20 protein-coding genes are annotated in these 19416 nt (G+C 67.0%); 11 read left to right on the top strand and 9 right to left on the bottom strand.

Translation table 11 applies throughout. The features are described 5' to 3' along the window. Nucleotides 1–25 precede the first annotated feature (25 nt). Entirely contained in the window at nucleotides 26–1225 is a 1200-nt protein-coding gene (chrA, locus tag ACZK08_RS00755) for a chromate efflux transporter (protein ID WP_005407582.1), read from the top strand. A gap of 169 nt (nucleotides 1226–1394) precedes the next feature. Here the strand turns inward: chrA and ACZK08_RS00760 are convergent, their stop codons facing one another. Next, nucleotides 1395–3221, bottom strand: coding sequence for an ATP-binding protein (locus tag ACZK08_RS00760; protein ID WP_005407583.1), 1827 nt, complete (start codon nucleotides 3219–3221; stop codon nucleotides 1395–1397). Nucleotides 3222–3605: 384 nt separating this feature from the next. Between ACZK08_RS00760 and ACZK08_RS00765 the strand changes: the two genes are divergently transcribed. From ACZK08_RS00765 to ACZK08_RS00780, 4 genes are all read left to right on the top strand, one after another. Continuing rightward, complete coding sequence (locus tag ACZK08_RS00765) at nucleotides 3606–4667, top strand: two-component system sensor histidine kinase NtrB (RefSeq protein ID WP_053518064.1); 1062 nt, start codon at nucleotides 3606–3608, stop codon at nucleotides 4665–4667. Then, nucleotides 4660–6108: a nitrogen regulation protein NR(I) gene (gene ntrC / locus ACZK08_RS00770; RefSeq protein WP_065182070.1), complete on the top strand. Its 1449-nt coding sequence runs from the start codon at nucleotides 4660–4662 to the stop codon at nucleotides 6106–6108. The genes ACZK08_RS00765 and ntrC overlap by 8 nt, the downstream gene beginning before the upstream one ends. A 93-nt stretch (nucleotides 6109–6201) precedes the next feature. Next, nucleotides 6202–6768 (top strand): superoxide dismutase family protein, encoded by a 567-nt coding sequence (locus ACZK08_RS00775; RefSeq protein WP_053518061.1) that lies wholly within the window; start codon nucleotides 6202–6204, stop codon nucleotides 6766–6768. A gap of 32 nt (nucleotides 6769–6800) precedes the next feature. After that, on the top strand, nucleotides 6801–7421 hold the full coding sequence (locus ACZK08_RS00780; RefSeq protein WP_065182069.1) for a superoxide dismutase family protein: 621 nt from the start codon (nucleotides 6801–6803) through the stop codon (nucleotides 7419–7421). Nucleotides 7422–7572: 151 nt separating this feature from the next. Here ACZK08_RS00780 and ACZK08_RS00785 read toward each other — a convergent pair whose 3' ends face one another. After that, complete coding sequence (locus ACZK08_RS00785) at nucleotides 7573–8460, bottom strand: hypothetical protein (protein WP_065182068.1); 888 nt, start codon at nucleotides 8458–8460, stop codon at nucleotides 7573–7575. Between the two features lie 93 nt (nucleotides 8461–8553). Here ACZK08_RS00785 and ACZK08_RS00790 point away from each other — a divergent pair, with 93 nt between their 5' ends. Next, complete coding sequence (locus ACZK08_RS00790) at nucleotides 8554–9849, top strand: acetyl-CoA C-acetyltransferase (protein ID WP_111186508.1); 1296 nt, start codon at nucleotides 8554–8556, stop codon at nucleotides 9847–9849. Between the two features lie 97 nt (nucleotides 9850–9946). On the opposite strand, the gene ACZK08_RS00795 is transcribed toward ACZK08_RS00790, so the two are convergent. The 3 genes from ACZK08_RS00795 to ACZK08_RS00805 form a co-directional block, all read right to left on the bottom strand. Beyond that, complete coding sequence (locus ACZK08_RS00795) at nucleotides 9947–11257, bottom strand: heme biosynthesis HemY N-terminal domain-containing protein (protein ID WP_053518053.1); 1311 nt, start codon at nucleotides 11255–11257, stop codon at nucleotides 9947–9949. Continuing rightward, nucleotides 11254–12240 carry a uroporphyrinogen-III C-methyltransferase gene (locus ACZK08_RS00800; protein ID WP_065182067.1) on the bottom strand — a complete coding sequence of 329 codons (987 nt, stop codon included), beginning with the start codon at nucleotides 12238–12240 and terminating at the stop codon, nucleotides 11254–11256. Before ACZK08_RS00800 ends, ACZK08_RS00795 begins: the two co-directional genes overlap by 4 nt. A gap of 104 nt (nucleotides 12241–12344) precedes the next feature. Continuing rightward, nucleotides 12345–13151 carry a uroporphyrinogen-III synthase gene (locus tag ACZK08_RS00805; RefSeq protein ID WP_065182066.1) on the bottom strand — a complete coding sequence of 269 codons (807 nt, stop codon included), beginning with the start codon at nucleotides 13149–13151 and terminating at the stop codon, nucleotides 12345–12347. A gap of 35 nt (nucleotides 13152–13186) precedes the next feature. Here ACZK08_RS00805 and ACZK08_RS00810 point away from each other — a divergent pair, with 35 nt between their 5' ends. The 5 genes from ACZK08_RS00810 to ACZK08_RS00830 all read left to right on the top strand — a co-directional run bounded on the left by ACZK08_RS00810 (nucleotide 13187) and on the right by ACZK08_RS00830 (nucleotide 16270). Continuing rightward, nucleotides 13187–13654 (top strand): YiiD C-terminal domain-containing protein, encoded by a 468-nt coding sequence (locus tag ACZK08_RS00810; RefSeq protein ID WP_053518047.1) that lies wholly within the window; start codon nucleotides 13187–13189, stop codon nucleotides 13652–13654. Between the two features lie 32 nt (nucleotides 13655–13686). Continuing rightward, on the top strand, nucleotides 13687–14112 hold the full coding sequence (locus tag ACZK08_RS00815) for a hypothetical protein (protein WP_065182065.1): 426 nt from the start codon (nucleotides 13687–13689) through the stop codon (nucleotides 14110–14112). A gap of 56 nt (nucleotides 14113–14168) precedes the next feature. Then, nucleotides 14169–14606 (top strand): rhodanese-like domain-containing protein, encoded by a 438-nt coding sequence (locus ACZK08_RS00820; protein WP_053518043.1) that lies wholly within the window; start codon nucleotides 14169–14171, stop codon nucleotides 14604–14606. 100 nt (nucleotides 14607–14706) lie between these two features. Next, nucleotides 14707–15225, top strand: coding sequence for a protein-export chaperone SecB (secB, locus tag ACZK08_RS00825; protein WP_004153553.1), 519 nt, complete (start codon nucleotides 14707–14709; stop codon nucleotides 15223–15225). Between the two features lie 19 nt (nucleotides 15226–15244). Continuing rightward, nucleotides 15245–16270, top strand: coding sequence for an NAD(P)H-dependent glycerol-3-phosphate dehydrogenase (locus ACZK08_RS00830; RefSeq protein WP_065182064.1), 1026 nt, complete (start codon nucleotides 15245–15247; stop codon nucleotides 16268–16270). Between the two features lie 151 nt (nucleotides 16271–16421). Here ACZK08_RS00830 and ACZK08_RS00835 read toward each other — a convergent pair whose 3' ends face one another. The 4 genes from ACZK08_RS00835 to ACZK08_RS00850 all read right to left on the bottom strand — a co-directional run bounded on the left by ACZK08_RS00835 (nucleotide 16422) and on the right by ACZK08_RS00850 (nucleotide 19402). Next, nucleotides 16422–16907, bottom strand: a complete 486-nt coding sequence (locus tag ACZK08_RS00835; RefSeq protein ID WP_065182063.1) for a nuclear transport factor 2 family protein — start codon at nucleotides 16905–16907, stop codon at nucleotides 16422–16424. 96 nt (nucleotides 16908–17003) lie between these two features. Continuing rightward, nucleotides 17004–17375, bottom strand: coding sequence for a hypothetical protein (locus ACZK08_RS00840; protein ID WP_065174145.1), 372 nt, complete (start codon nucleotides 17373–17375; stop codon nucleotides 17004–17006). Between the two features lie 462 nt (nucleotides 17376–17837). Then, nucleotides 17838–18884: an ACR3 family arsenite efflux transporter gene (arsB, locus tag ACZK08_RS00845; RefSeq protein WP_053518036.1), complete on the bottom strand. Its 1047-nt coding sequence runs from the start codon at nucleotides 18882–18884 to the stop codon at nucleotides 17838–17840. Between the two features lie 14 nt (nucleotides 18885–18898). Beyond that, nucleotides 18899–19402: an arsenate reductase ArsC gene (locus tag ACZK08_RS00850; protein WP_065182163.1), complete on the bottom strand. Its 504-nt coding sequence runs from the start codon at nucleotides 19400–19402 to the stop codon at nucleotides 18899–18901. Nucleotides 19403–19416 lie beyond the last annotated feature (14 nt).

Raw genomic sequence — 19416 nt, forward strand, 5'->3', positions numbered from 1 at the left:
TGAGAACCACAGGAGGTCATGCCCCATGCGGGCGCTGAATCCCACGACAAGCGACAGCGCATGGCGCGTCTTCCTAGTGTTCCTGCGACTGGGGCTGACTTCGTTTGGCGGTCCAATCGCCCACCTGAGCTACTTCCGCCTCGAGTTCGTCGAACGCCGCCGTTGGCTGACGGACTGTAGCTACTCCGATCTGGTGGCCCTGTGCCAGCTACTGCCAGGCCCGGCCAGCAGCCAGGTAGGCATGGCGCTGGGCTTGCGTCGCGCCGGCTGGCCTGGCCTGTTGGCCGCTTGGGCCGGCTTTACGCTGCCGTCGGCCGTGCTGATGTTCCTGTTCGCTTTGGGCGTTGCCAAATACCAGGCCATCATTGAATCCGGCTGGCTGCATGGCCTGAAGATCGTGGCAGTTGCAGTGGTGGCCCAAGCAGTATGGGGAATGGCCCGATCCCTGTGCCCGGATCGTCTACGGGCAGCGATGGCGGTCTTCGCGGCTGTGTTGACCTTGTCCATGCCCTCGGTCGCCGGCCAGATCGTGGTGATCATCGCCAGCGGACTGCTCGGTCGCTGGGTACTGAATATCGAACCGGCTTCCGGCCAATTAGACGGCGGCTATTCCGTCTCGCGAAGAACCGGCACGGTGGCACTGGTGCTACTGGTCCTGCCGCTTGTTCTGCTGCCCTTGTGGGCGGTGGCTAGCGGCTCCCCCTTGGCCGTGCTGTTGGAGGGTGTGTACCGCGCTGGCGCCCTGGTCTTCGGCGGCGGCCATGTCGTGCTGCCGTTGCTGCAGACCGCGGTTGTCCAAAGCGGCTCCGTGAGCACGGCGGATCTGCTCGCCGGATATGGTGCGGCGCAGGCGGTGCCGGGCCCTCTCTTCTCCTTTGCGGCTTACTTGGGGGCTATAGCCGAGGGGTCGCTCGGTGGCTGGGCAGGAGGCCTTGCGCTGTTGGTGGTCATTTTCCTGCCAGCCTTTCTTGTGCTCGTGGGGGTGCTGCCGTTCTGGAAGTCCCTGCGCCACCGCAAGGATCTCCAAGCTTCGATTGCAGGCGTCAATGCCGGGGTGGTCGGCATCCTGCTGGCGGCGTTGTATGACCCGGTGTGGACCAGCGCGATCCATGACCGATGGGATGTCGCGATGGCACTGGTTGCGTTTGGGCTACTGGTCGTTGCGCGTGCTCCGCCGGTTCTGGTCGTGTTGCTGGCTGCCGTGGCGGGTTGGGCGATGACGTGACAACGCCGCCAGGTTGGTCAAGAGCGGCTCGGCAGCGCAACCTGACGTCCGCTTCTGGCCGAAAGGGGGCATTTGCCCAAAGCTTAGCCTTGGGGAGCAGATATCCAATACTGGGTCTATGGACTTTTATCGGGGGTACCGAAGGCCAGTTTCCGACCCAAAGGGGCATTTAAGCCAACATCTCGCCTAGCCGACGCATCCAACCACGAACTTCGCCATCGGGATCACGCTCTTCCAACATGGCTGCTGTCATGCAAGGGAACGCATGCTGAGCCAACTTTCTCTTGGCGTTGGAGTCTTTAAGCGGACTGCCTACGCCGGCGTGGGCGACAAAAGCCTCCCCGAAGACCTTTGGAACAGCTTTGCCCGCCATGGGGTGATCAGTGACTTCAATCTCAAATCCGAACGCGAGCGCAATTGCGTCCTTGTGCAAGTAGCTCTCAATCTCATGCTTGGTTGTGACGACAGCCCATGACCCGTCCCCACGGTCATTGACCTGCTGCGCGCTTAGGGCATATGCCGGGACATCGCCGTCGTAGATGTGCACCTCCTGCTTGCCTAGGCCCCGCAGGTAGTGGTGATTGACCCAGTGCTCCAGCGTTCCACCGCCCAGGACAACAAATGCCAGTCGCTCATCGGATGAAAGATTTGGCAGGTTGGAGTCGACCTCGTGGAGCGCTTTGGAAAGGGCTTTCAAGGCTAGTACATCGGTTGGACCTTCGACGCACACTAGTACCTGGACCCGGCTGTCAGGCGTTACGCCCAATGCTTCAGCCACCTTACCGAACACGTCGACCCCCGACTCAACCTGCGGCTTTTTCGTGTCGGAGTGGCGAGAGATGTAACGAATGCTCTGCTGGGGTAGCGCCGAGGCAAATCCGGGACTGTGAGTGGTCAATACAACCTGACAGCCGGGGTCTTCTGACAATACCTTGAAGGAGTCGATGAGAATCCGTTGGTTGCTGGGGTGCTGAGCCGTCTCTGGCTCCTCGATCGCGTAGATGATGCTGCGCTTGGTGCTGGTTTTGAGCCGTCGCTCCGCTTCGGCTTTGAAGAAGCTCACCAGCACAAGCCGCCTGACGCCGCTGCCTCGCTTGTTCAACGGTATGCCATCGTCGGTGTTCAGGCCGAGCGAAAACAGTCCCTGCCACTTGGCGGCGGTGGGAGGGCTGAACTCTGGTGTAAGTTCGCTGGCAAGGTTGGGATCAATCGTGGTCAAAGCTCTGTGCGTGTTCTTCGCAATCTCTTCGGCCTTCTCGCGAACCTTTGTTTGGATTCGAGCGATGTCATCTTGGACCTCTGCAATGGCCGCAGCGACGGCTGCCTTCATCGGGCTTTGGACCTCGCTGTCCGAGTCCCGACTGCTCCGATCACTTTGGAAGAGAGCGAACATCGGCAAGTGAGGCTCAATCTGGTCCCAGATACGTTTGACGTCCTCCTTGGACTTGCCGACCGCGATCGCGACCTCTTGAAGCTTGAGGTCGCCAGCGGCCGCCCAAAGTGCGCGGCGCATGCCAGGGTTGCCCTTCAATGCAACCGCCAAGCCAAGGTCCTTCACCCTCTTCTGGAGCTCCTTCTCCTTCAATTCCAGCAGGTTGTCGTAATTGGCCGCAGTGGGGTGAAACGCAAGCACCAGCACCTCTGCGGATGGCTTCTTGCTGGTGCAGTCGTAGGTTTTACGAATTTTCAGCCGGCCGTCCAAGGTCAAAAGATACTCATCGGCCAACGTGGTATCTGCCCCCGCGTCTAACGTCAGTGTTGGCGGAAGCTCCGAGAACTCACACGTGATCGAAACGGTCTTGTCTACGCTGTGAACATGAGCATCTCCCTGCTCCATGGCCACCACGTCTGCGTTGAAGAATATTTCCAGCGCTTCCAGAATCGCTGACTTGCCGATGTCGTTCCGGCCGACAAAAGTAGTCAAGTCGTCCAGTTCGACCCGGATCTCATCCCCATAGCAACGAAAGTTGGTAATGCTGATTGCTTCCAAGCGCATATCTTCGCTCCCCCTGAGCGCCTTCCATGCAGCCAAGCCGGCCGCCACTGGATAGTGCCTCGAGGCTGGGGAAGCGGCAACCGAGGCAATCTGAGGGCCTGAGCAAGGGTGCTAGCCTTCGGCACCTAAGATGGTCCGCTACTCTTAACGCTTCATTCTCACGAATGCGTTCGTGGCTGGCCAAACAGGCGTACGCTCTCATCTGGTTCCGCAGTGCCCTGAACTGTCGAATCTGGGAACCCGCCCTGAAACTACAGTTCGGCATAGTTCGTACTCATGCGATTCGCCATAGTTGGTGCCTACAGCACTGACTTTGCCAAAGCGTCCAGCGCTTCGGGCTGCGGAAGGAACGCATCTGCCACGCTTTTGCACTACATTGGTGCAATGTCCGACCCCGCGCCGCCACCGTCCCTCGATGCCCTGGGTACCCCCTTGGCCTGGGCCGCTGCCGACGGCCGCATCACCGGCTGCAATCCGGCCTTCGGCCGCTGGCTGGGCGTCAGCGGCCGTCGCCTGCTGGGCCAGCCCCTGGCGGCGCTGGAGGTGCAGGGCGAGGCGCTGGCCCACTTCCTGGCCCGCGACGAGCGTGACAGCCTGCGCCTGCACCGGCTGGCACTTGCGGTACCGGGAGAGGCACCCCGCTTCGCCGAAGGCTGGATGAGCCGCCGTGATGATGGCGGCTGGCTGCTGGAGGCGCATCCGGTCGATGAGTTCCCCGGGCTTGACCCCACCCAGGCCTTGCCGAGCGCACTCAGCGCGGCGCTGAAGGGCCTGGCCCACGAACTGCGCAACCCGCTGGCTGGCCTGAAAGGCGCGGCGCAGCTGCTGGCGCGCCGTGCCGCACAGCGCGATGCCAGCGAGCGCGAACTGATCGAACTGATCGGTTCGGAAATCGAACGCCTCAACGGGTTGCTTGACCAGCTGCTGTCGCCGGCGCCGGCCGCACCGCATGCCGCCTTGAACATTCATGCAGCACTGGAGCGCGTGCTGCGCCTGGCCGAGAACGAAGCGGGCTGGGCGGTGCGCCTGCAACGCGACTACGACCCCAGCATTCCCGAGCTGGATGGCGACGCCGACCGCCTTACCCAGGCAGTGTGGAACCTGGTGCGCAATGCGATCCAGGCCGGCGCGGGCACCATCACCCTGCGCACGCGCGTGGAGCATGGTGCGCGGGTTGCCGAGCGGCTGCATACGCTGGCGCTGCGGCTGGAGATCGCCGACGACGGTCGTGGCGTACCCGAGGAGCTGGCCGAACACCTGTTCCTGCCCCTGGTCAGTGGTCGCGCCGAAGGCACCGGCCTGGGCCTGGCGCTGGCCCAGCAGGTCGCGCGCGAGCATCGCGGCACGCTGACCTACCGCTCGCGGCCCGGCCATACCGTATTCACCCTGCTGCTGCCGATCGGCAGCGGCACCGTTCCGGCCGAGGAGGCCCCGCGCGATGTCTGACGCGTCCCCTTCACCCCAGCGGATCTGGGTGGTCGACGATGACCGCGCCGTGCGCTTCGTGCTGTGCACCGCGCTGCGCGAGGCGGGCTACCGGGTCGATGATTTCGACAGCGCCGCCGCCGCCCTGCAGGCGCTGGCCGAGGGCTCTCCGCCGGCACTGCTGTTCACCGATGTGCGCATGCCCGGCGATGACGGCCTGGTGCTGCTCGACAAGCTCAAGGCTGCCTTGCCACAGCTGCCGGTGGTGGTGATGTCGGCCTACACCGATGTCGCCAGCACGGCGGGCGCCTTCCGCGGCGGCGCGCACGAATTCCTGTCCAAGCCGTTCGATCTGGATGATGCCGTAGCGCTGGCCCAGCGCGTGCTGCCGGCGGTCGCGCCGGCACTGGCCGCGCCGGTACCGGCCACGGAGGCCTCCGCCGACCCGTCGCCGCAGCTGGTTGGCGATACGCCGCCGATGCGCGCGCTGTTCCGCGCCATCGGCCGGCTCGCGCAGGCGCCGCTGGCAGTGCTCATCACCGGTGAAACCGGCACCGGCAAGGAGCTGGTGGCCAACGCGCTGCACCGCGAATCGCCGCGTGCGCAGGGCCCGTTCGTGGCATTGAACACCGCCGCCATTCCCGCCGAGCTGCTGGAGAGTGAACTGTTCGGCCATGAAGCCGGCGCATTCACCGGCGCACAGCGCCGGCACATCGGCCGCTTCGAGCAGGCCGACGGTGGCACCCTGTTCCTCGATGAAATCGGCGACATGCCCCTGCCGCTGCAGACGCGCCTGCTGCGCGTGCTGGCGCAGGGCGAGTTCTTCCGTGTCGGCGGTCGCGAACTGATCCGTGTCGATGTGCGCGTGATCGCAGCGACCCACCAGGACCTGGAAGGACGGGTGGCGCAGGGGCTGTTCCGCGCCGACCTGCTGCATCGCCTGGACGTGGTGCGCCTGCAGCTGCCGCCGCTGCGTGAGCGCCGCGAGGACATCGCGCAGCTGGCTACCACCTTCCTGGCGGCGGCCGCACGCCGGCTGGATACGCCGGCCAAGCGCTTGACCGCCGCTGCACTGCAGGCGCTGCGCGAGCACGACTGGCCGGGCAATGTGCGCGAACTGGAGAACGTGTGCTGGCGGATGGCCGCACTGGCCGCCGCCGATACCATCGGCGTGGCCGACGTGGATACCGCGCTCAACCGGGCACGCACCCGGCGCAGCAGCACCGGCGGCACCGACCCGGGGCAGTGGGAGGCGCTGCTGTCGGAGTGGGCGCGGCGGCAACTGGCGGAGGGCGTGGAAGGGCTGCATGCGCAGGTGCGCGAGCGCGTCGATCACGCCCTGCTGGACGCTGCCCTGCAGATCACCCACGGTCGGCGCGCGGAAGCAGCGGCGCGGCTGGGCCTGGGCCGCAACACGCTGACCCGCAAGCTGGGCGCAGGCCGCCGCCGCGGCCCCCATTGAACGGTCCCTGCACGCGATCCTCGCATCCGCTTGCCGAACCGTTGATCCCTCATGGACGATGCCGTCCGTAGTGTCACCTGCAAGGAGTCTTCGATGCGCCTGTTACCTGCCCTTCTTCCGCTGTCCGCCGCCGCGCTGCTGTCCGCGTGTGGCAGTACGCCGAAGCCGCAGCCCACGCCACCGCCGCCGGTCGTGACCAGTACCGCACAGCAGGCCGAGGCGAATCTGGCCCCGGCGTCGGCCAGCATCGTCAGTGGCCGGCTGGTGCTGAAGGTCGAACCGGCAGGCGTACATATCACCGGCCTGGTCGGTGGCCTGCAGCCGATGCAGCAGGCAGGCTTCCATATCCACGAGCGTGGTGATTGCAGCGCTGTGGATGCCAGCAGTGCGGGCAATCACTTCAATCCCGGCGGCGTCGCGCACGGTCGCGCCGGTGCCGGCACGCATCACCTGGGCGACATCGACAACCTGCGTGCCGATGCCCAGGGCCGCGCCAACGTCGACATCCACCTCAAGGGCGTTACTCTGGGCGGAGGCGCCGCCACCGATATCGCAGGACGCGCATTGGTCGTGCATGCCAATGCCGATGACTATCGCAGCCAGCCTGCCGGCAATGCCGGCGTTCGCATCGCCTGCGGCGTGATCCGCGTGACGCGCTGATCGCCGCCGGCCATCTTCCAAGGAGAGCATCCATGCGTCTGATCCATACTTCGCTGTTCGCGGCCATCGCCACCCTGGGCCTGGCGGCCTGCGGCAAGCCGGCCGACACCCCGCAGACCGAGACACCGCCGGCCGCGCCGGCCGAGAGCGCAACCACCGAACCGGCGCCCGCTGCAGAACCGGCGTCCACCGCCGATGCCTCGGCCACGGCCGAGCTGGCACCCACCCAGGGCAACGAGACCAAGGGCAGCGTCACCTTCAAGCGGGTTGACGGCAAAGTGCACGTCACGGGCCAGATCAGTGGCCTGAAGCCCGGCAGCGAACACGGTTTCCACATCCACGAGAAGGGCGACTGCAGTGCGCCGGACGGCACCAGCGCCGGCGGTCATTTCAACCCGGGCAAGCAGGACCATGGCAGCGTGGCCAGTGATCCGCACCACGGTGGCGACATGCCCAACATCAAGGCCGACGACAAGGGCGTGGCCACCATCGATGGCCCGGTGTCGAGCAACGTGAACATCGGCAAGGGCGATGATTTCGACATCATCGGCCGTGGCCTGATCGTCCACGCCGATCCGGATGACTACACCAGCCAGCCGACCGGCAACGCCGGTGCGCGCCTGGCCTGCGCAGTGATCCAGAAGGCCCCGTAAGGCCAGCCCCGCTGGATTGGAAAACGCCGGCGCAGGCCGGCGTTTTTCTTTGCATCGCTTTCTGTAGAGCCGAGCCCACGCTCGGCTGCTCTTCCGGCGGCCTGAGCCGAGCATGGGCTCGGCTCTACAACACGCGGCCGCCGTTTCCTTGTCAGCGCGCCAGCAACTCGCGCGCGTCCTGTCCCGCCTCGCAATGCACGAACAGCACCGGCACACCGTGTGCTTCCAGCACTGCCGCCATCTGCCGCTGGCGCATCAGGAACTGCTCATAGATGCCCTGCAGGCGATCGCAGTCGCCACTGTCATGATTGTAGTGGGCGCACCAGCCGGCCGGATCGAACAACGCCATGCGCGCCTCGCCATGGCTGTAGCGCAGCAACGGCTCCGGTGCGGCCTCGAGCCATTCATCCTCGCCCGGCGCCATGATCGCTGTCTCGATCAACGGCCACAGCGCGGCCAGGCCCTGGTTGTCGTACTGCATCGACATCATCGCGGCCAGGTCGTTCACGGTGAAATAGCGCGCATGCTCGATGCGGGCACCGAAACTGTTCTGCGCCATCAGCGCGGTATCGGCATGGGCCATGCCATTGGCCAGCAGCACCTCTTCCAACGCATCGGCCACCGCACGGGTGGTCGCCACATCACTGCCGGTCAGCAGGAACGGCAGCACACGCAGGCCGCCACCCACCAGCGTCGAATCGGCCTGGAACGGCAGCGGCACATCGCCATTGGCATCGGTACCGAAGGCCAGCAGCCGCGGGCCCTGGTTGCGGCCCGGCGCGCGCATCTGCAGTTCTTCCAGACGGCGATGGATCGGCCAGCCCGGGCGCAGCACTTCGGCCGGGTCGAAATGGGCGGCGGCCAGGACCAGGTCCAGCTCGGCCACGGCCGGTACCAGCTTGGACAGGTCTCGGCCGACGCGCTCGGCCAGTTCACCGGCCTGGTCTGCGCTGAGTACCGCCTGGCGGGGGATCTCGCCGCCGGCCAGCTCCAGGGCCAGCACGCCAAGGGCATTCATCGCGGGGTCGGGTTTGCTCATGGTTCCACGGTTGGCCCATCACAGGGCGGCAGCTACACTTGGCCCCATTATGCCTGCTCTGTCGTGCAGGCCATGTTGCAGACACCCTCATCCATGCCAGGTATCTCCATGCCCAACGCTCGTCCCGTCGCCATTCTCGGTGGCGTCCGCATTCCGTTCTGCCGCCAGAACACCGCGTATTCGGATGTCGGCAACCTCGGCATGTCGGTACGCACACTGGGTGCGCTGGTCGAACGCTTCGGCCTGCACGGCCAGCAGCTGGGTGAAGTGGCGATGGGTGCGGTGATCAAGCACTCCAGCGACTGGAACCTGGGCCGCGAAGCCACGCTGTCCTCCGGACTGTCGCCGCTCACCCCGGGCATCACCCTGCAGCGTGCCTGCGGCACGTCGCTGGACAGCATCATCACCGTCGCCAACAAGATTGCCCTGGGCCAGATCGAATCGGGCATCGGCGGCGGGTCGGACACCACTTCCGACGTGCCGATCGTGTACGGCAAGAAGCTGCGTGCACGCCTGCTGGCCGCCAACCGCGCCAAGAGCACCGGCGACAAGATCCGCGCGCTGACCTCCGGCTTCAAGTTCTCCGAGCTCAAGCCCGAGTTTCCGGGCGTGGCCGAACCGCGCACCGGCAAGAGCATGGGCGATCATTGCGAGGACATGGCCAAGGAATGGAACATCTCGCGTGACTCGCAGGACGAGTGGGCGGTGTCCTCGCACAAGAAGCTGGCCGCCGCCTATGAGCGTGGCTTCTTCAACGACCTGATCGCGCCGTTCCGCGGCGTGGAGCGCGACAACATCCTGCGCCCGGATACCTCGCTGGAAAAGCTGGCCACGCTGAAGCCGGCGTTCGACAAGGTGTCCGGCCGCGGCACCCTGACCGCCGCCAACTCCACGCCGCTCACCGATGGTGCCGCGGCGGTGCTGCTGGCCAGCGAGGAATGGGCCCGCGCCCACGGGCACGAGCCGCAGGCCTACCTGCGCGATGCGCATGTCTCGGCGGTCGATTTCGTGCACGGCGAAGGCCTGCTGATGGCACCGACCGTGGCCGTGCCTGAGATGCTCAAGCGCAATGGCCTGACCCTGCAGGACTTCGACATCTACGAAATCCACGAAGCGTTTGCCGCACAGGTGCTGTGCACCCTGCGCGCGTGGGAGAGCGAGGATTACTGCCGCAACCGGCTGGGCCTGGAGGCACCGCTGGGCCGCATCGATCCGGACAAGATCAATCTGCTGGGCTCGTCGCTGGCTACCGGTCACCCGTTTGCCGCTACCGGTGCGCGTGTGATCGCCACGGCCGCAAAGCAGCTGGCCGAACGCGGCGGCGGCCGCGCGCTGGTGTCGATCTGCACGGCAGGCGGCATGGGCGTGGTGGCGATCGTCGAGCGCTGATCGCTGCAGAAGGCTGTACATGGAAAAGCCGCCCGGATGGGCGGCTTTTTCGTTGCGGACCCGGTGGGGTGCCGACCCTTCGCCGGCACTGCACCGGTCAGGGAAGACGGGGGTTGCCGAACTCGTCGCGCTCTTCGTTGGCGTTGTACACCGGCGGTTGCGGCACCGTCGGCAGATCTTCCACGGTGGCGCGTGGCGGCACTTCATCGGCACCGGCCCCTGCCGTGCGCACCAGCGCCACACTGTCCTCGCCGCGCTGCAGGCGCAGCGCGTTGGCCAGGCACTGCGCGGCCAGGGCATGTTCACCCCGCTGGGCGAACAGCTCACCCAGCGCTTCCCAGGCCGGGGCACCGGCGCCGCTGGCGATCGCTTCGTGCAGGAACGTATCGGCAGCGTCCCATTGCTGCTGGGCCAGGGCGACGCGGCCCTGTGCCAGGCGCAGCGCCGCCGAATCGTCATGCACGTTGCGCCAGCGCTGCAGGTTGGCCTGGCGGGTGGCGAGGCGTTCGGCCGGCAGGCGGCCATACAGGGCCACCAGTTCGTCGTCCCAACGCTGGTCCAGGGCGTGCTCCAGCGCCAGCAGCGCCGGCTCGTCCCAGTTCAGCGCCACCGCGCGGCTGGCATAGGCGCCCACCACGTCGGGGGTCGGCCGCAGCGCTTTCGGCGTGGCTTCCCACTGCGCGGCCAACGCATTGACGTCGGCCGCTTCCAGCAGCGCCTGCGCGGCCAGGCGCGCTTCCAGTTCGCTGTTGGATTCGGCCGGCAGCACCTTGCTCTGACGCAGGGCGCCCAGCTGTCCATACGCTTCGTGCGCACGACCGGCGCGGGCCAGTGCCTCGGTGCGCAGCCACAGGCCACGCGGCGGAAGCGGCTGGATCGCGGCCACATCCAGCACGTTGATCGCGTCCACCGGCAGGTCGCGCGCCAGCAGCTGCTCGGCGCGCAGCAGCGCCTGCAGGGTGGCATCGGATTCACCCAGCCGCTGCAGCAGCGCCTCACCTGCGCTGGCGTCAGCACGTGCCTGTGCACTGCGCACGGCATTGGCCAGCGCCACCGCGCTCACTTCCGGATCCTTGGCGGCGCCGTCGAGCAGCTTTTCCGCGCGCTGCCACTGGCCGTGCTCGTAAGCCTGCAGGCCATCGATCAGGCGCACCCGGCCCTGCTTGCGGCGGTAGCGGCCCCACGCACGGAACGGTGCGGCGATCAGGCTCCACAGCAGCCACAGCACCAGCACTGCAATCACCGTCAGCAGCGCCACCTTCGGCAGGTTGCTGTGATAGTCGTAGCCGCCATAGCGCAGAATCACTTCGCCGTAGCGGTTGAGATCGTCGGTGCCGAGCCATTGCGCGGCGACCACACCAATGGCCACGGCCAGCAACAGCACGACCAGGGATTGCAGGGGTTTCATTCGGGTAGCCTCCGGTCGGTCTGGGTGCGCAGCTGTTGCAGGGTGCTGCCTAGGACGGTGTTGCTGGTCTGCAAGGGAAGCTCGCGCAAGGCCTGCAGTTCAGCACGCTGCGCGCGCAGGGCCGGTGAATCCGGCCAGCGCCGCTGTGCCCACTGCTCCACGCGCGACAGCGCGGCGTCACGGCCGGCACGGTCGCCGCGCTCGATCGCCGCCCGGGCCAGGGTCAGTTCCAGTTGCAGCGCATCGTCGGCGTTGCGCCGTTCGGCGGCGGTCAGCGGACCGTTCTGGCGGCTCGGGCTGATATCGACGAAGGGCGCCAGAGCGGCCTGCCACCACGCTCGCGTCTGGTCGCCGGCCGGCGTACTGGCCACTTGGGTCGGCAGCCCCTGCAGGGCGCCGGCCAACGCATCCAGTCGCTGCAGCGCCTGAACGCGGGGTCCGGCACCCAACGCATCGAGGGCATCGCGCTCCTGTACCAGCGCCTGGCGCAGGTTCAGGCCCTCGCTGTCGGGCAGCGCGGCCAGCGCGGTCGCGGCCTGTGCATAAAGACGGCGGGCACCTTCGACATCGTCGGCGTAGTTCAAGCGCTGTGCGGCCTGGGTCAGCAGCAGTTCGGCCTCGTCGCGCTGCACGGCCTGCCGGCCCTGGTTGGCGCTGTCGGCGAGCTTGGCGAGGTTTTCCTCCAGCAGCGCGCTGCGCTGCGACAGGCCCAGCATCTCGTCGCGCAGCACGCGGTTGGTTGCGGCCGCGTCCTGCAGGCGTTGGCTGGTTGCGCGCTGGTCGCGACGCAGCGCATCCAGCGTGGCCTCCAGGCCCTGCAACTGCACCGCCATCGTCCGCGACTGTGCTTCCTGCTCATGCTGTTGCTGCTGCCAGAAACGCCAACCGGCATAGCCCCCTGCACCGAGCACGGCCACCACCGCCAGCGGCAGCAGCCAGCGCAGGGAGCGGCGGGGTGGGGAAACGGGGGCGGTGTCGTTCATCAGGCTTCCTTGTCGGCGGCGTCGCCGGAAGGGTTCCGGCAGGCAGCGTCAAGCACAGCATCCCTGTTGCCGACGACAGCGGCAAGCGTGACCCACGTCCCTGTTCAGGTCGCTGCCGGCCCGGTGAGCGTGGTGTGTGCAGCGGCGATCAACTGCGGGGTGGTCGGCCCCGCGCTGCGTACCACCCGCAGGCCCAGCGCCTGCGCCTGCACGCCCAGCCGTTCGCTGGCGACCAGCGCGGTGGCATGGGCCTGCAGCCGCTGCTGCCACTGCGGCGACAGCTGCTCCCACACACGTTGCAGGGCTTCACCGCTGCTGACCGCCATCAGCCAGGGCGCAGAACACTCTCCCAGCCGTGACAGGGCGCGAGGCGACAGGCGCAGTGGTTGGCGCCGATAGACATCGGCACGTTCGATGCTGGCACCCGCCGCCTGCAGCCGGGCGGCAATCAGGCCCCGGCCACCGGGCGCGGTGACCAGCCCGATCCGCAGGCCCTGTACCGCCGCCAGTACAGGCAGGGCCAGCAACCCTTCGCTGTCCATCCGCTGCGGCGCGTGGACCTCGCTGATGCCGTGCGCCTGCAACGCGCGCGCGGTGCCCTCGCCGACCGTCAGCCACGGGCTGTGCTGCGCCGGGCGCAGCGGCAGCAGCGCGGCAGCCGCCGTGACGGCTGCGGGGCTGGTGAACACCACCCGATCGCAGTTCAGCGCGCGTTGCAGCTGGCGCACCACGGCAGGGCCCTGCAAGCGTTGCAGCCGCCACGGCGACAGCGCCACCAGCTGCCCGCCGAGCCCAGCAACGGCGCGGCGCAGCGCCGCATGCTGGCCCTGCGGACGCAGCGAGATCAGCGTCCAGCCCGCGCCGCGGCACGCGCTGCCAGTGGGTATCGTATGGTCATCCATTGCCTGCATTATGCGGGCCCGCCGTTGTCGTGGTTGCTGCTCCGATGTCCGTTGATGCCCTGAGCTCCTCGTTGGCCTCCCTGCAGGAGGTGCTGGACTGCATGCCTGCGGTCCGTGCCATGCAGATCCGCCTGGACGGCTATGCCGATGGCGTGCTGCGCATCACCGCGCCGCTGACGGCGAACGTCAACGACAAGGGCAACGCCTTCGGCGGCAGTCTGGCCTCGGTGCTGACCCTGTCCGGCTGGGCGCTGGTCAGCCTGCGCCTGCGCCTGGCCGGCCACGACGCCGAGGTCTACGTAGCCGACAGCAACCTGCGCTACCTGGCACCGGTCTACGAAGACCTGCACGCGCAGGCCGAGGCGGCCGAAAGCGGTGCCTGGGACACCTTCCTGGCCACCTTCCGCCAGCGTCGCAAGGCCCGCATCAGCATCATCGCTACCCAGCCGGCCGCCGACGGCCGGGCCGCTGCCGAGTTCAGCGGTCGCTTCGTTGCCTTCGCCAAAGGGTAGGATGGCAGGCTGACGCCCTGCGGAAACCCCTGATGCGCCGCCTCATCCAGATCCTGTTGAGTTCCCTGCTGCTGGTCAGCGCCATGGCCGGTGCCGACGAGCTGAGCCGCAAGCAGCGCAAGATGCTGGAAGAGACCCAGATCGCCTACGGGGCGACGATCCGCTGGGGCAGCATGGACGACGCCATCGGCTACCTGGATCCGGTGCTGCGCAAGGAAAAGCCGCCCACCGAGTTCGAGCTCAACCGTTATGCACAGCTGCGGGTGTCCTCCTACCGCGAGCGCAGCAGCGCCTCGCTGCCCGATGGCCAGGTCGAGCGCCGGGTGGAAATCGGCGTCATCAACCAGAACACCCAGGCCGAGCGCACCGTGGTGGTGACCGAGCGGTGGCGCTGGGATGCCGAGGCCAAGCGCTGGTGGCAGGCCGGTGGCCTGCCGGATCTGTGGCAGGGGCAGTGACGGGCCGCGTCCGGCTTGTGCGACAATCGGCGCCCGCTTATCGACCCGTGACCTGAGTGAATTACGAAGAGTTGCTGGCCTTTGCAGGCCGAAACCCGATGCTGTCCGCGGCCCTGGTCGGCCTGACCGTGGCCCTCATCGTCACCGAAATCCGCCGCCTGTTCCGGGGCTTCAAGGGCATCAAGCCCGCCGAACTGACCCAGCTGATGAATGCGGGCGGCACGGTGGTGGTGGACCTGTCCGCCAGCGGTGACTTCGAAAAGGGCCACATCGCCGGCAGCCGCAATGCGCAGGCCAGCGCGTTCGGCCCGGAGCACAAGCTCGTGGCCAGCGCCAAGCAGGCGCCGGTGGTTCTGGTGTGCCGAAACGGCAACGCATCGGAAACCGCCGCCAAGGCGCTGAAGAAGGCCGGTTTCGAAAAGGTCTTCGTGCTCGAGGGCGGCATTCCCGCCTGGCAGCAGGCCGAACTGCCGCTGGTCAAGGGCCGCAACTGATTGCCGCAGGTGGCGGATCCGGCCTTGTATGGGCCTGATGCCGCCCCCATCGCAGTAATTCGACCCTAGTTTTCATTGCATTCACCTGGAGTTACTGGAAATGTCCGAAGAGATCACCAACGGCGCCGCTGCGCCGGTCGATGCCGCTACCGGCCCCGCTTTCACCGTCGAGAAGATCTACGTCAAGGACGTCTCCTTCGAGTCGCCGAACGCACCGACCATCTTCAATGACCAGGTGCAGCCGGAGCTGCAGCTGAATCTGAACCAGCAGGTGCAGCGCCTGGGTGAGAACGCGTTCGAAGTCGTGCTGGCCGTCACCCTGACCTGCCAGGCCGGTGAGCGCACCGCCTACGTGGCCGAAGTGAAGCAGGCCGGCGTGTTCGGCCTGGTCGGCCTGGACCCGCAGTCGATCGACGTGCTGCTCGGCACCCAGTGCCCGAACATCCTGTTCCCGTACGTGCGCCAGCTGGTCAGCGATCTGATCCAGGCCGGCGGCTTCCCGCCGTTCTTCCTGCAGCCGATCAACTTCGAAGGCCTGTACGCAGAAACCCTGCGCCAGCGCCAGGAGCAGGGCGACGCACCGTCGCTGGCTGACTCCGAGCCGGCCGGCAACGCCTGAATCCGCCGCGACGTCACGGATGAGCACTACCGCTGACAAGATCGCCGTGCTGGGCGCCGGTTCCTGGGGAACCGCGCTGGCCAGCCTGCTCGCCCGGCACGGTCATCCGACCGTGCTGTGGGGGCGTGATGCCGCCGTGGTCGAGGCCATCGACCAGCGCCACGAGAATCCGCGCTACCTGCCGCGCATCCCGCTGCCGGACAGCCTGCATGCCACCACCGACCTGGCGTCGGCGGTGCACGGTGCCGCCTGGATCCTGGTGGTGACCCCGTCGCACGCGTTCAACGAGACCGTGCGCGCGCTGGCGCCGCTGCGTCCGGCCGGTGCCGGCGTGGCCTGGGCGACCAAGGGTTTCGAGCCCGGCTCCGGCCGTTTCCTGCATGAAGTCGCGCGCGAGATCCTCGGCGAGGACGTGCCGCTGGCCGTCGTCACCGGGCCGTCGTTCGCCAAGGAAGTCACCCAGGGCCTGCCCACCGCGATCACCGTGCACGGCGACGTGCCGGCGTTCGCGCAGACCGTGGCCGAAGCGATGCATGGCCCGGCGTTCCGTGCCTACACCGGCGACGACATGGTCGGTGCCGAGCTGGGGGGCGCGATGAAGAACGTTCTGGCCGTGGCCACCGGCGTTGCCGATGGCATGCAGCTGGGCCTCAACGCCCGTGCCGGCCTGATCACCCGCGGCCTCAACGAGATGCTGCGGCTGGCCGCGGCAATCGGTGCCAAGCCGGAAACCCTGATGGGTCTGGCGGGCCTGGGCGATCTGGTGCTGACCTGCACCGGCGACCTGTCGCGCAACCGCCGCCTGGGCCTGGCCCTGGGCCGCGGGCAGACGCTGCAGGATGCCGTGCGCGAGATCGGGCAGGTGGTTGAATCGGTGCAGACGGCCGATGAGGTGATGCGTCAGGCACGCCGACACGGCATCGACCTGCCGATCTCCGATGGCGTACGCGCCGTACTGCACGGCGAGCAGACCCCGGCAGAAGGCCTGCGCGCATTGCTGGCGCGCGAACAGAAGCCGGAGTATCCGGACACGCTGTTCAAGTAACCGAAAACCCCGGCCATGCGCCGGGGTTTTGTCATCAGGGAGTACCCCATGCGGGTGCCGGACCGGACACAGGCTCTGGTCGGTGCCAAGCTTGCTTGGCATCACGCGCGCAGCATATCCACGCATGGCGTGGATCCATTGCAACGCCCGATCACCGCGCCCGTGGCGGCGCGTTGCCGTTGTCCATGTCCGAGAAGATCAGCCAGGGTCCATCGCCCGCGCGCGTCAGCGTCAGCGTCAGCGTGAACTTTCCGGTATCGCCGACGTTGCCGCCAAACGTGTAGGCACCAATGATGTAGGCCGTGCTCCTGTCCACCGCGTACGCCAGCGCGCGCAGGCGCAGCGGGCTTCCGCCCTGTCCGGCGTAGGCGGCCGCGATTGCGTCGCGCCCGCGCACCGGCGGCTGGTGGCTTTGCAGGATGAATCCGTCTTCGGCGAACAGCGCCGCCAGTGCCTTGCCATCGCCGGCGCTCCACGCCCGCTCGTAGTCGCGCAGCACCCGATCCAGTGCCGCAGGCAGTGCCACGTCGGGCAGGCGTTCAGCGGGCGGCGGTGCGCTGCTGGCGTGCTGCGCGAGGGCAGGACCGGCCAGCAGCACGGTGGCAAGAAGGATCGCGGCATGGAAGGGGTGGCGCATGCGAAGAGTCCCGGGCGGTGGCAGAAGCCTGGCCGCAAGAATAACCACACGGGCCGGCCCCGGATCACGCGGCCGAGGGTGCGCGAAACCTCCCTGTCAGCCCGGACGCAGCAAGGTGCCGGCCTGCACTGACAGTGACAGGCAGGCCATCACCAGTCCTTCCATCACGCGATCGCCCACGTACTGCTCCTCCGGCCCGTTCTGCCGGACACGCTCGGCGGCCAGCAGCATCTCCAGCGCCACCCGCAGGCCGGCGTGCGCGCAGTCGGCATCGGCCAGCGCCAGCTGACGGCCAGGCAGCGGATGGCGTTCCGGCCAGGGCAGGCCATCGGCGGCTGCGCCGCTGCCGATCCGTTTCAGCGTGGCGATGAAGGTGTTGGGGTCGGACGGGGACTGTTGGGGGGTCGCATCGGCATCGTTGGCCGGCGCGCTGTCGGAATGCGGAGGGGGAAACTCGGGTGTGGTCATTGATGAGGCTCCGTGCAGGACAGACGGTAGCCGCCACGGATAAAGGTGGCGGGCGGAGACGTGGCTCGAAAACCGGGAGGTTGCTAGGCCGGCAGGCACAAGGCCTCCACGCTCCGCCCGCCATGGCCGGCGGACGCGTTGCCAGCCGGCACCACACGAGGTGACACCGGCTGGCAACCGTAATCAAGCAACTCCACGGGTTTTCGATGCCCGGCCACCTTTTGGGGTGGCACCGCATCTGTACCTGTGTCACTGCGCAACGCCAATGAGCCGAGTTGTATTCAACCCACGATGCTCGACGCTTTCAGCATCCTCGCACACGGTTAAGTAGTCGCAGACGTTGATGGCGCAAGGGCCTTACGCATTCGGGGAATTTGCGACAAGAGTCGTGGTTGAGTGCTTCGGGGCGCCGCGAAACTTGGACGATTGCGACAGCGCGCGCCAGAAGCAGGCATCGGCCCTCTACGACTGCCCGCGGTCACCCGCACCGCGCCTCTCGTACCAGCCTTCAGTACGGTTCACGATACGAACGACCGACAACATCACCGGCACCTCGATCAGCACACCGACAACGGTGGCCAGTGCGGCGCCCGAATGCACCCCGAAGAGCCCGACGGCGGTTGCGACCGCCAGCTCGAAGAAGTTGCTCGCGCCGATCAGCGCCGATGGGCCGGCCACGCAATGGGCGACGCCCAGACGACGGTTGAGCAGATAGGCCAGGCCCGAAGTGAAATAGACCTGGATCAGGATGGGCACAGCGATCAGCGCGATGACCAGCGGCTGCTCGACGATCTGCTGACCTTGAAAGCCGAACAGCAGCACCAGTGTCAGTAGAAGGGCCGACAGCGAAACTGGGCCGAGTCGGGTCAGCGCCAGCTGCAGACCGGCCTCGCCACTGCGCGAAAGCATCCAGCGCCGCAGCAGGGTGGCAACACCGACAGGTGCAACGATGTACAAACCCACTGACAGCAGCAGGGTGTCCCACGGAACAGTGATCGCGGACATGCCGAGCAGCAACGCGACCACCGGCGCATAGGCCACCACCATGATCGCGTCGTTCAGCGCGACCTGGCTCAACGTGAAGTTCGCATCGCCGCGGCACAGGTTGCTCCACACGAACACCATCGCGGTGCAGGGCGCGGCTGCCAGCAGGATCAGGCCGGCGATATAGCTGTCGATCTGGCCGGCTGGCAGCCATTCCGCGAAGAGGTGACGCAGGAATACCCAGCCCAGCAGTGCCATCGAAAAGGGCTTGACCGCCCAGTTGATGAACAACGTTACGCCGATGCCTTTCCAGTGCTGCTGCAACTGGCGCATTGCGCCGTAGTCGACCTTCAGCAGCATCGGGATGATCATCAGCCAGATCAGTGCCGCGACCGGCAGGTTGACCTTGGCCACTTCGGCGGACGCCAGTGCCGCAAAGGCGCCGGGCAGGAGGTGTCCCAGCAGGGTACCGGCCGCGATGCACAGCGCGACCCACAGGGTGAGGTAGCGCTCGAACAGGCGCATGCGCGCGGGCGCCGTCACGGTGTGCTGTCGGTCGGCTGCAACCGGCCGATCTGATCCAGAGCGTTCTGCATTGCCTCGCGGTCGGACCACAACGATCCGGGCAGATCGATCAACGCACGCAGCCGCGATTTCACGATGGCATGCGCGCGTGCAAACGCGGCTGCTTTCTCGGCATCGCTGCCTGCAACTGCGGCAGGATCCGGCTGGCCCCAGTGGCTGCGAATGAAGTCGCCAAACACCACCGGGCAGGCGTCTGCCGCGGCCGAATCGCACACGGTGATCACCAGGTCCATGGGCGCAGCATCCACGAACTCATCCCACGATTTGCTGCGCAGCCCATCGATGGTGATTCCTTCGGCCTGCAGCTGTGCGAGTGCGAATGGGTTGACCTGGCCGGTGGGGTGGCTGCCTGCACTGAATGCATTGAAACGTTCAGCGCCCCAGGCTCGCAGCGTGGCCTCGGCAAGGACGCTGCGGGCGCTGTTGCCGGTACAGAGGAACAGGACGTTGCGTGTCATGGTGCAGTCGTTGT

This window comes from Stenotrophomonas sp. 112478_Sma (assembly GCF_056479905.1).

Coding starts and splice junctions, on each gene's coding strand:
- chrA (WP_005407582.1), top strand. CDS start 26: ATGCGGGCGCTGAATCCCACGACAAGCGACAGCGCATGGCGCGTCTTC.
- ACZK08_RS00760 (WP_005407583.1), bottom strand. CDS start 3,221: ATGCGCTTGGAAGCAATCAGCATTACCAACTTTCGTTGCTATGGGGAT.
- ACZK08_RS00765 (WP_053518064.1), top strand. CDS start 3,606: ATGTCCGACCCCGCGCCGCCACCGTCCCTCGATGCCCTGGGTACCCCC.
- ntrC (WP_065182070.1), top strand. CDS start 4,660: ATGTCTGACGCGTCCCCTTCACCCCAGCGGATCTGGGTGGTCGACGAT.
- ACZK08_RS00775 (WP_053518061.1), top strand. CDS start 6,202: ATGCGCCTGTTACCTGCCCTTCTTCCGCTGTCCGCCGCCGCGCTGCTG.
- ACZK08_RS00780 (WP_065182069.1), top strand. CDS start 6,801: ATGCGTCTGATCCATACTTCGCTGTTCGCGGCCATCGCCACCCTGGGC.
- ACZK08_RS00785 (WP_065182068.1), bottom strand. CDS start 8,460: ATGAGCAAACCCGACCCCGCGATGAATGCCCTTGGCGTGCTGGCCCTG.
- ACZK08_RS00790 (WP_111186508.1), top strand. CDS start 8,554: ATGCCAGGTATCTCCATGCCCAACGCTCGTCCCGTCGCCATTCTCGGT.
- ACZK08_RS00795 (WP_053518053.1), bottom strand. CDS start 11,257: ATGAAACCCCTGCAATCCCTGGTCGTGCTGTTGCTGGCCGTGGCCATT.
- ACZK08_RS00800 (WP_065182067.1), bottom strand. CDS start 12,240: ATGAACGACACCGCCCCCGTTTCCCCACCCCGCCGCTCCCTGCGCTGG.
- ACZK08_RS00805 (WP_065182066.1), bottom strand. CDS start 13,151: ATGCAGGCAATGGATGACCATACGATACCCACTGGCAGCGCGTGCCGC.
- ACZK08_RS00810 (WP_053518047.1), top strand. CDS start 13,187: ATGTCCGTTGATGCCCTGAGCTCCTCGTTGGCCTCCCTGCAGGAGGTG.
- ACZK08_RS00815 (WP_065182065.1), top strand. CDS start 13,687: ATGCGCCGCCTCATCCAGATCCTGTTGAGTTCCCTGCTGCTGGTCAGC.
- secB (WP_004153553.1), top strand. CDS start 14,707: ATGTCCGAAGAGATCACCAACGGCGCCGCTGCGCCGGTCGATGCCGCT.
- ACZK08_RS00830 (WP_065182064.1), top strand. CDS start 15,245: ATGAGCACTACCGCTGACAAGATCGCCGTGCTGGGCGCCGGTTCCTGG.
- ACZK08_RS00835 (WP_065182063.1), bottom strand. CDS start 16,907: ATGCGCCACCCCTTCCATGCCGCGATCCTTCTTGCCACCGTGCTGCTG.
- ACZK08_RS00840 (WP_065174145.1), bottom strand. CDS start 17,375: ATGACCACACCCGAGTTTCCCCCTCCGCATTCCGACAGCGCGCCGGCC.
- arsB (WP_053518036.1), bottom strand. CDS start 18,884: ATGCGCCTGTTCGAGCGCTACCTCACCCTGTGGGTCGCGCTGTGCATC.
- ACZK08_RS00850 (WP_065182163.1), bottom strand. CDS start 19,402: ATGACACGCAACGTCCTGTTCCTCTGTACCGGCAACAGCGCCCGCAGC.